Source organism: Streptomyces sp. NPDC000941 (assembly GCF_053599555.1).
In genome coordinates, this window is sequence record NZ_JBSFMM010000143.1 from 19,136 (window position 1) to 28,346 (window position 9,211).

8 protein-coding genes are annotated in these 9,211 nt (G+C 70.5%); all 8 read right to left on the reverse strand.

What is annotated here, in order from left to right; genetic code table 11:
- Nucleotides 1–51: 51 nt before the first annotated feature.
- Nucleotides 52–711 (reverse strand): arsenate reductase/protein-tyrosine-phosphatase family protein, encoded by a 660-nt coding sequence (locus ACWDSL_RS35235; protein ID WP_450492017.1) that lies wholly within the window; start codon nucleotides 709–711, stop codon nucleotides 52–54.
- Entirely contained in the window at nucleotides 708–1,355 is a 648-nt protein-coding gene (locus tag ACWDSL_RS35240; RefSeq protein WP_089514209.1) for an L-threonylcarbamoyladenylate synthase, read from the reverse strand. The genes ACWDSL_RS35235 and ACWDSL_RS35240 overlap by 4 nt, the downstream gene beginning before the upstream one ends.
- A gap of 25 nt (nucleotides 1,356–1,380) precedes the next feature.
- Complete coding sequence (gene prmC / locus ACWDSL_RS35245; protein ID WP_089514210.1) at nucleotides 1,381–2,226, reverse strand: peptide chain release factor N(5)-glutamine methyltransferase; 846 nt, start codon at nucleotides 2,224–2,226, stop codon at nucleotides 1,381–1,383.
- 81 nt (nucleotides 2,227–2,307) lie between these two features.
- Entirely contained in the window at nucleotides 2,308–3,378 is a 1,071-nt protein-coding gene (gene prfA / locus ACWDSL_RS35250) for a peptide chain release factor 1 (protein ID WP_450492018.1), read from the reverse strand.
- Nucleotides 3,379–3,565: 187 nt separating this feature from the next.
- Nucleotides 3,566–3,790: a 50S ribosomal protein L31 gene (gene rpmE / locus ACWDSL_RS35255; protein ID WP_014176386.1), complete on the reverse strand. Its 225-nt coding sequence runs from the start codon at nucleotides 3,788–3,790 to the stop codon at nucleotides 3,566–3,568.
- Between the two features lie 146 nt (nucleotides 3,791–3,936).
- Nucleotides 3,937–5,031, reverse strand: coding sequence for an LCP family protein (locus tag ACWDSL_RS35260; RefSeq protein WP_450492019.1), 1,095 nt, complete (start codon nucleotides 5,029–5,031; stop codon nucleotides 3,937–3,939).
- Between the two features lie 317 nt (nucleotides 5,032–5,348).
- Entirely contained in the window at nucleotides 5,349–7,538 is a 2,190-nt protein-coding gene (rho, locus tag ACWDSL_RS35265) for a transcription termination factor Rho (protein ID WP_450492020.1), read from the reverse strand.
- Nucleotides 7,539–7,974: 436 nt separating this feature from the next.
- Nucleotides 7,975–8,889 carry a homoserine kinase gene (thrB, locus tag ACWDSL_RS35270; protein WP_385623260.1) on the reverse strand — a complete coding sequence of 305 codons (915 nt, stop codon included), beginning with the start codon at nucleotides 8,887–8,889 and terminating at the stop codon, nucleotides 7,975–7,977.
- Between the last annotated feature and the right edge of the window lie 322 nt (nucleotides 8,890–9,211).

The following is a 9,211-nucleotide window of genomic DNA, read 5'->3' on the forward strand; positions in this document are numbered from 1 at the left end:
CCCGGTGTTGTCCCAGTGTTCTCCCACTGTAGGTCCGGGCCCGGCCTGGGGCTACGCGGGAGCCGGCACCCCCGTCAGGGCCGTCACCACCGGCTCCAGGGCCTCGTGGATCTCGTCGCCGATGGAGCGGAAGAAGGTGATCGGCGCACCGTACGGATCGTGCACCTCGTCCGCCTCCTCGGTCGGCGCCAGCAGCCAGCCGCGCAGCGCGGCGGCCGCCTGGACCAGGGCGCGGGCCCGGTCGACCACGCCGCCCGCCTCTTCCGGGTCGGGCAGCGTCGCCGGGTCTATGGCCCGTACCAGCCGGGTGAACTCCTTGAGCGTGAAGGTGCGCAGCCCCGCCGAATGCCCCATGGAGATGACCTGGGCGCGGTGGTCGCGGGTGGCGGTGAGGACGAGGTCGGCGCGGATGACGTGCTCGTCGAGCAGTTCACGGCCGAGGAAGCCGGCCGGGTCGGCGCCGAAGTCGGCCAGGACGGTGGCGGCGTGCGCCTCCATGGGCGCGCCCTCATGGCCCCAGGTCCCGGCGCTCTCCACGATCAGCCCGCTGGTGCGCTCGCTGCCCAGACGGTCCGCCAGGGCATGCCGGGTCAGCCGCTCGGTGATCGGCGAGCGGCAGACGTTGCCGGTGCTGACGTGGAGGATGCGGAAGACGTGGTCGGCGCTGTGGTGACGGTGTTCCGCTATGCCACGCCCCTCAGGGGCTGTCAATTGGCCACCTCGAGGTCGGGTACGACCTCCCGCAGCTGCTCGGCGCTCAGCGCGCCCGCGCGCAGCAGGACCGGCACCTTACTGGTCACATCGACGATGGAGGACGGAACGGCCGCGGGGGTCGGCCCGCCGTCGAGATAGACCGAGACCGAGTCGCCGAGCATGTCCTGGGCAGCGTCGCAGTCCTGCGGGGAGGGGTGGCCGGTGAGGTTGGCGCTGGAGACCGCCATCGGGCCGAAGTCGTTCAGCAGCTCGATCGCGACCGGGTGCAGCGGCATCCGGACCGCGACGGTGCCGCGGGTCTCCCCCAGGTCCCAGGTGAGCGATGGCTGGTGCCGGGCGACCAGGGTGAGCGCGCCCGGCCAGAAGGCGTCCACGAGCTCCCATGCCTGCTCGGACAGGTCGGTGACCAGGCCGTGCAGGGTGTTCGGAGAGCCGACGAGGACGGGGGTCGGCATATTGCGGCCGCGGCCCTTGGCCTCCAGCAGATCGCCGACGGCCTCGGCGTTGAAGGCGTCCGCACCGATGCCGTAGACGGTGTCGGTGGGCAGCACGACCAGCTCGCCGCGGCGGACGGCGGACGCGGCCTCACGCAGGCCGGTCTTGCGGTCGGTCGGGTCGCCGCAGTCGTATCGCCGTGCCATCATTTCTCCTTCGCTGGGTGTCCGGTCACGGCATGGCCTTCCGCGCCGTGGCGAACCGGGGCCGCTTGTTCAGGTCGGGGTGGTCGGCGGCGTCCGCCCAGCCACGCTCCTCGGTGAAGATCCACGGCACCTGGCCGCCCTGGGTGTCGGCGTGCTCGATGACCACGACCCCGCCGTGGCGCAGCAGCCGGTGGGCGGTGCGCTCCAGGCCGCGGATCACATCGAGGCCGTCCTCGCCGGAGAACAGCGCCAGCTGCGGGTCGTGGTCGCGGGCCTCGGGCGCGACGTACTCCCACTCGGTCAGCGGGATGTACGGCGGGTTGCTGATCACCAGGTCCACCTGTCCGTCGAGCTCGGGCAGGGCCGTCAGCGCGTCCCCCTGGTGAAGAACGACGCGGGACCCCTCGACGTTCTTACGGGCCCACCGCAGGGCGCCCTCGTCCAGCTCCACTGCGTGCACCCGCGACCGCGGCACCTCCTGGGCCAGCGCGAGGGCGATCGCCCCGGAGCCCGAGCACAGGTCGACGATCAGCGGTTCGACGACGTCCATGGCGCGTACCGCGTCTATGGCCCAGCCGACGACCGACTCGGTCTCCGGGCGCGGCACGAAGACGCCGGGGCCGACCTGGAGCTCCAGATAGCGGAAGAAGGCGCGCCCGGTGATGTGCTGCAGGGGCTCGCGGGCCTCCCGGCGGGCTACGGCCTCCCAGTAGCGGGCGTCGAAGTCGGCGTCGGCGACGCCGTGCAGCTCACCCCGCTTGACGCCGTGCACAAAGGCGGCCAGCTCCTCCGCGTCGAAACGCGGAGACGGCACGCCGGCGTCGGCCAGCCGCTGAGTGGCCTGCGCCACCTCGGCGAGCAGCACATTCACTGAATTCCTCCAGCCGGTCCGGACAAAGGCTAAGGCTACGGGCCTTCCCCTGGGGGTGTGGCCTTCCCTTGGGGTGTGGCCCTACTGCGCGGCCGCGAGCTTTGCGGCGGCGTCGGCGTCGACGCACGCCTGGATGACCGGATCGAGTTCGCCGTCGAGCACCTGGTCCAAGTTGTACGCCTTGAAGCCGACCCGGTGGTCCGAGATCCGGTTTTCCGGAAAGTTGTAGGTGCGGATGCGTTCGGACCGGTCCACCGTGCGGACCTGGCTGCGCCGCGCGTCCGACGCCTCCCGCTCGGCCTCCTCCTGGGCCGCGGCCAGCAGCCGCGAGCGCAGGATGCGCAGCGCCTGCTCCTTGTTCTGGAGCTGGCTCTTCTCGTTCTGGCAGGAGACCACGATGCCGGTGGGCAGATGGGTGATGCGCACCGCGGAGTCGGTGGTGTTGACCGACTGGCCGCCGGGGCCCGAGGAGCGGTAGACGTCGATCCGCAGGTCGTTCTGGCTGATCTCGACCTCGACCTCCTCGGCCTCCGGGGTGACCAGCACACCGGCGGCGGAGGTGTGGATACGGCCCTGCGACTCGGTGGCGGGCACCCGCTGTACGCGGTGCACCCCGCCCTCGTACTTCAGCCGGGCCCACACCCCCTGGCCGGGCGCCGCGTTGCTCTTGGCCTTCACCGCGACCTGGACGTCCTTGTAGCCGCCGAGGTCGGACTCGTTGGCGTCGATGATCTCGGTCTTCCAGCCGACGCGCTCGGCGTAGCGCAGATACATCCGCAGCAGATCCCCCGCGAACAGCGCGGACTCCTCGCCGCCCTCGCCGGCCTTGACCTCGAGGATCACGTCCTTGTCGTCGCTGGGGTCGCGCGGGACCAGCAGCAGCCGCAGCCGGTCGGTCAGCTCCTCGCGGCGCGCCTCCAGCTCCTTGACCTCATCGGCGAAGTCTGCGTCGAGCTGGGCCAGCTCGCGCGCGGTCTCCATGTCTTCCCCGGTCTGCTTCCAGGAGCGGTACGTGCCGACGATCGGGGTCAGCTCGGCGTAGCGCTTGTTGAGCCGCATCGCCTCGCGCTGGTCGGCGTGGACCGCGGGGTCGGCGAGCCGCTTCTCGAGGTCGGCGTGTTCGCCGATCAGTTCCTCGACCGCCTCGAACATCAAGGGCTCCTGGTTGCGTGGAATGGGCTGCGTGGGGGTGGGGTGCCGTAAGGCCATGACGACCGGCCGTGATGACCAGCCGTACGACCAGCCGTAATGACAGGCCGTGACGAGAAGCCGTGACGACAAAACGCCGGTCCGGCCGCCCCAGGGAAGGGGCGACCTGAGACCGGCGCCGTGCGGGTCGCTACTTCTTGGCGGACCCGGCGTTCTTGCCGAAGCGGGCCTCGAACCGCGCCACGCGGCCACCGGTGTCGAGGATCTTCTGCTTGCCCGTGTAGAACGGGTGGCACTCGGAGCAGATGTCGGCACGGATGGTGCCGCCGGCCACGGTGCTACGGGTCGTGAAGGAGGCGCCGCAGGTGCAGCTGACCTGCGTCTCGACGTACTCCGGGTGAATGTCGCGCTTCAAGGGGTTCTCCTAGGTTCGGGAGGGCACCGGGTCGACTGGCGGGTTGCCTGACGTGAACCGGGGCCGACGAACCAGTCTGCCAGGACTGGCCGCATCCCCCAAAACCGGGGGTAGGGCCCAGATATTCCCAGGGGGGTATGCGGGCGTCAGGGGTTCTGGACGACCTTGCCTGCGTCGCCGGTCGCGTCCCCCGCCGATCCCTTGGTCGCGGACGCCGGAATCGGCTTGTCCCAGCGCAGCGACCGCCAGACCTCCCGGGCCTTGGTGTCGATCGGCAGCACGCGGTTGGGGTTGTTCGGGTCGTACTGCACGGGCAGCGTCACCATGTGCATGTTCTTGGAGTCGATGCCCTTCAGATCCTCGGCGAAGCCGCGCAGCTTGTTGACGGAGGCCAGCTCGGAGTCGGTGGTCAGCGCCTTGGTGGAGGTGTCGGCGAGGTTGTAGAGCTTCTTCGGGCTGCTGAACAGGTCCACGGACTTGATCTGGTCGATCAGCGCCTTGATGAACGCCTGCTGGAGCTTGATCCGGCCGAGGTCGCTGCCGTCGCCGACGGCGTGCCGGGTGCGTACCAGGCCGAGGGACTGCTCGCCGTTGAGCGTGTGCTGCCCGGGCTCCAGGTCGAGGTGGCTCTTGGCGTCGTGGATCGGCTGGGTGGTGGTGATGTCCACGCCGCCGAGCTGGTCTATGAGGTTCTTGAAGCCGGAGAAGTCGACCTCGAGGTAGTGGTCCATGCGGATGCCGGTCATCGACTCGACGGTCTTGACGGCGCAGGCCGGGCCGCCGGCCTCGTACGCGGAGTTGAACATCGCAAGACGCTGCGCGGGGACCTTCTCGCCGTCCTTGGTGCAGACGGGGCGGCGGATCAGGGTGTCGCGCGGGATGCTGACGACGCTCGCCTTCTTACGGCCCTTGTAGACGTGCACGACCATCGCGGTGTCGGAGCGGGAGGTGCCCTCGTCGGTGCCGTACTTGGAGTTCTTGCCGGCGCGCGAGTCGGAGCCGAGGACCAATATGTCCATGGAGCCGTTGTCGACGTTCTTGGGGCGGTCGGAGCCGAGGGCGCCGTTGATGTTGACGCTGGTGATATTGCCGTTCAGCTTGTAGTACAGATAACCGGCACCCGCACCGCCCAGGACCAGCACGGTCGCCAGCGTCCACACCGTGCCCATCAGCGCCTTGCGGCGTCCGCTGCGGGGCGCCTTGGCCGAATTCTGCGGTGTGCGCTTCCTGTGATCAGCCATGCCCTCTTCAGTCCTCGCTGTCCGGTTACCCCCACCATCACGGTTCGGCGTGGTCTCGCCGTGATTCGACCTGACAGACGACAGGTCGTCCGCCAGGGTTGCATATGGAGGTCTCCCGTTCCGGAACCGAGCGCGGCACCCGCACCTCGCTCCGGCCTACCGGGCTCGCGCGGCTGACCTGGTGTTTCGTTGCGTACGACGGAGATCGCGCAGGTCGGCGGGGGTGGCGGCCGATGTGGCCCAGATCTCATCCACATATGACGAGGGCCTTCCCGCCGTAGCGGAAAGGCCCTCGTGAATCAGCTGAGCGCCGCTGATCAGTCGCCGTTGCCCGGGGTGGGCGTGGTCTTGGCGATCTGCATCAGGAACTCGGCGTTCGACTTCGTCTGCTTCATCTTGTCCAGAAGCAGCTCGATCGCCTGCTGCGAGTCGAGCGCGTGCAGCACCCGGCGCAGCTTCCAGACGATGCCCAGCTCCTCCGGCGCGAGAAGGATCTCCTCCTTGCGGGTGCTGGAGGCGTCGACGTCGACCGCCGGGAAGATGCGCTTGTCGGCGAGCTTCCGGTCGAGCCTGAGCTCCATGTTGCCGGTGCCCTTGAACTCCTCGAAGATCACCTCGTCCATCCGCGACCCGGTCTCGACCAGCGCGGTGGCCAGGATGGTCAGCGAGCCGCCGTCCTCGATGTTGCGCGCGGCACCGAAGAACTTCTTCGGCGGGTAGAGCGCGGTCGAGTCGACACCACCGGACAGAATGCGGCCGGAGGCGGGCGCCGCGAGGTTGTACGCGCGGCCCAGGCGGGTGATCGAGTCCAGCAGGACGACCACGTCATGACCCAGCTCGACCAGGCGCTTGGCCCGCTCGATCGCCAGCTCGGCGACGGTGGTGTGGTCCTCGGCCGGGCGGTCGAAGGTCGAGGAGATGACCTCGCCCTTGACCGATCGCTGCATATCGGTGACCTCTTCCGGCCGCTCGTCGACGAGGACGACCATCAGATGGCACTCGGGGCTGTTGCGGGTGATCGCGTTGGCGACCGCCTGCATGATCATGGTCTTACCGGTCTTCGGCGGGGCCACGATCAGGCCACGCTGCCCCTTACCGATCGGCGCGACCAGGTCGATGATGCGGTTCGTCAGCCCGTTGGCCTCGGTCTCCAGACGCAGCCGGTCCTGCGGGTAGAGCGGGGTCAGCTTGCCGAACTCCGGCCGCCCGCGCCCGGTTTCGGGCGCCATGCCGTTGACCGAGTCGAGGCGGACCAGCGCGTTGAACTTCTCGCGGCGCTCGCCCTCGCGCGGCTGGCGGACCGCGCCGGTGACGTGGTCGCCCTTGCGCAGGCCGTTCTTGCGGACCTGGGCGAGCGAGACGTACACGTCGTTCGGGCCCGGCAGATAGCCGGAGGTCCGGATGAACGCGTAGTTGTCGAGGATGTCGAGGATGCCCGCGACCGGGATCAGGACGTCGTCCTCGGACACCTGCGGCTCGTTGCCGAAGGCCTCGTCGCGGCCACGGCGGCCACGGCGGTCGCGGTAGCGGCCGCGGCGCCCGCGGCGTCCGCCGTCGAAGTCGTCGTCCAGGTCGTCGGGGCCGGGGCGCTGCTGGCCCTGGCCACGGCTGTCGCGCTGCTGACGGCCGCCGCTCTGCGCGGCGCCGTCCTCGCCCTTGCCGCCACGGCGGTCGCGGCTGTCACGACCGTCGCGGTCGCGGCCCTCACGACCGTCGCGGCCGTCGCGGCCCTCACGGCCGTCCCGCTCGCGCTGGCCGCCGCGCTCCCGGCGGTCGCCCTTCTGGCCGCGCTCGGCGCGCTCGGCGCGCTCGGCCCGATCCTGGCCCTTGGCGCCCTTGCCCTCGGCGGTGTCAACAGCGGCCTCGGCCTTGGCGTCGGCCCGGGAGTCGGTCTTTGCGGCCTCGGCCTTGGTCTCCGTCTTGGTCTCGACGGCGGTGGCGGTGGCGGCCGTCTCGGTGGTGGTGACCGGCGCGGTGGCCCGACGGCGGCGGCGCCCGTCGGCCGGCTGCTCGTCGGCGGCGGGCTCGCCCGGCTGGCCCGGGATCTCGATCTGCTGCTGAGCGGTGGCCTTCTCGGCCTTCGCGGCCGCTTCGTCCTTGGCGCCGGCGGCCTTGGTGGCCGTCGTCTTGGCCGCGGCCGGCTCGCTGTCCTCGCCCGTACGGGCCTTGGAGGTCGTGCGGCGCTTGGGCTTTGTCACCCCCTCGGCGGCGGCGGGGGCGGCCTCGGCGGAGGCGCCGGAGCCCTGCTTCTCCTTGATGACCTCGATCAGCTGGCTCTTGCGCATCCGCGCGGTGCCCCTGATGCCGAGGCTCGAGGCGAGCTGCTGCAGCTCTGCCAGGACCATGGCGTCGAGGCCGGTGCCCGAGCGGCGTCGCCGCGGGGCAGTGCCAGTGGCAGCACCGGTGGCAGGCGCGGCGGGAGCGTCCGTGGCGGGCGCGGCATTGCCGACACCGCTGTCGGAGGTGCCGGAGGCGTTCACGCCCATCAGATCGGTGGTGTCGCTCACGAAGGGTCCTTCCCTGGAGCGGGCGTCGGCCTGTCTGGCTCGGCGACCGGTTGTGCTGTCCGGCTGTGTCCTTCTCGTGCGGACCGGCCGGGGCGGTGGTCCGCCAGGTATGGCGGAGAGATCAATTCATTGGTTCCGACGCGACGGAGGCTTCGCCTGGATCCATCACGCCATTTCCGGAGCTCCGGAGCGTGCTCGGAACTGCTCAGGCAGGCTGCTCAGGCAGTTTGGGAGGCTCCCGGAAGAAGGGTGGTCCCGGATGGGGACACTGAGCACTGCGCCTCCCCGCCCGGCGATCACTCCGAGCATGAGGCATCAAGTGCAGACTTGAGGTTAACACTACCGGATCCAACAAACATTCCCCCTCTCCAAGACCGGCTATCAAGTTTTTCGGGACTCCCGAAGCCCGACTGGGCCGCCTCGGGCGTCCGCGGTGTCAGGTGAGCGGCAGGACGCTCGCCCCCCCGGCGTCGAGAGCCAGCCGGTTGGCCGCCCACCCCTCGCCCGCCAGCCGTGCGACCTTGTCGGCCGCACCGTCTTCGACCAGCGCGAGCACCGTGGGGCCCGCGCCCGAGATGACCGCGGGGACCCCGTCCGCCCGCAGTCGGTTCACCAGTGCCACGCTCTCGGGCATCGCCGGCGCGCGGTACTCCTGGTGCAGCCGGTCCTCCGTCGCCGCCAGCAGCAGTTCGGGGCGCCTGGTCAACGCCTCCACCAGCAGCGCGGCACGCCCCGCGTTCACCGCGGCGTCCACATGCGGGACGTTGCGCGGCAGCAGCCCCCGGGCGGTGGCCGTGAGCACCGGCCGACCGGGCACGAAGACCACTGGAACGATGGAATCGGAAGGGTCCATTCTGATCGCCCGGGCCGCTCCCGCGTCCGTCCAGGCGAGGGTGAAACCGCCGAGCAGACAGGCGGCGACATTGTCCGGGTGACCCTCGATCTCGGTGGCCAGCTCCAGCAGCGCCGCGTCGTCGAGCCGCTCGGCGCCGCCTATGGTCACCGCGCGGGCGGCCACTATCCCGGCGCAGATGGCGGCCGAGGAGGAGCCCAGACCCCGCCCGTGCGGAATCCGGTTGGCGCAGACGACCTCGAGGCCGCGCGGCTGTCCGCCCAGCAGGTCGAAGGCGGTGCGCAGGGAGCGTACGAGCAGATGGTCCTCGTCGCGCGGCAGCGTCTCGGCGCCCTCACCCGCGATGTCGATGTGCAGACCGGAGTCGGCGACCCGGACCACCACATCGTCGTACAGCCCCAGGGCCAGGCCGAGGGCGTCGAAGCCGGGACCGAGGTTGGCGCTTGTGGCGGGCACGCGCACTCGGACGGCGGCGGCGCGGAACGCTGGACCGGCCATCGCTCGATGACTCTCCTTGTGTGACTGGGATTGCTCGAAGAAGTACGGAACACCGCGGGGGGCCGTGACGGGAGGTACGGCAACGCCGCGCAGAGGCAGCTGCTCTGCGTCTGCTCTGCGTCGGGGCGGATTCAGTACAGCCTATCGAAGGAAGGTTCTGTGGCGACATAGGGCGCACGGGAGGCGCACGGTGCGTGTCGCGCTCCCTCTCGTCGTCCGCGCCCACTCTACTGGAGCGTTCCGCGCGCCCTCCTTGCTCCCGCGCTTCTCCGCCCGCACTCTAGTGGATCTTGAGCCGCGGCGCCGGGGGCGTACCCCCGGC

Coding starts and splice junctions, on each gene's coding strand:
- prfA (WP_450492018.1), bottom strand. CDS start 3,378: ATGTTCGAGGCGGTCGAGGAACTGATCGGCGAACACGCCGACCTCGAG.
- thrB (WP_385623260.1), bottom strand. CDS start 8,889: ATGGCCGGTCCAGCGTTCCGCGCCGCCGCCGTCCGAGTGCGCGTGCCC.
- ACWDSL_RS35240 (WP_089514209.1), bottom strand. CDS start 1,355: ATGGCACGGCGATACGACTGCGGCGACCCGACCGACCGCAAGACCGGC.
- ACWDSL_RS35260 (WP_450492019.1), bottom strand. CDS start 5,031: ATGGCTGATCACAGGAAGCGCACACCGCAGAATTCGGCCAAGGCGCCC.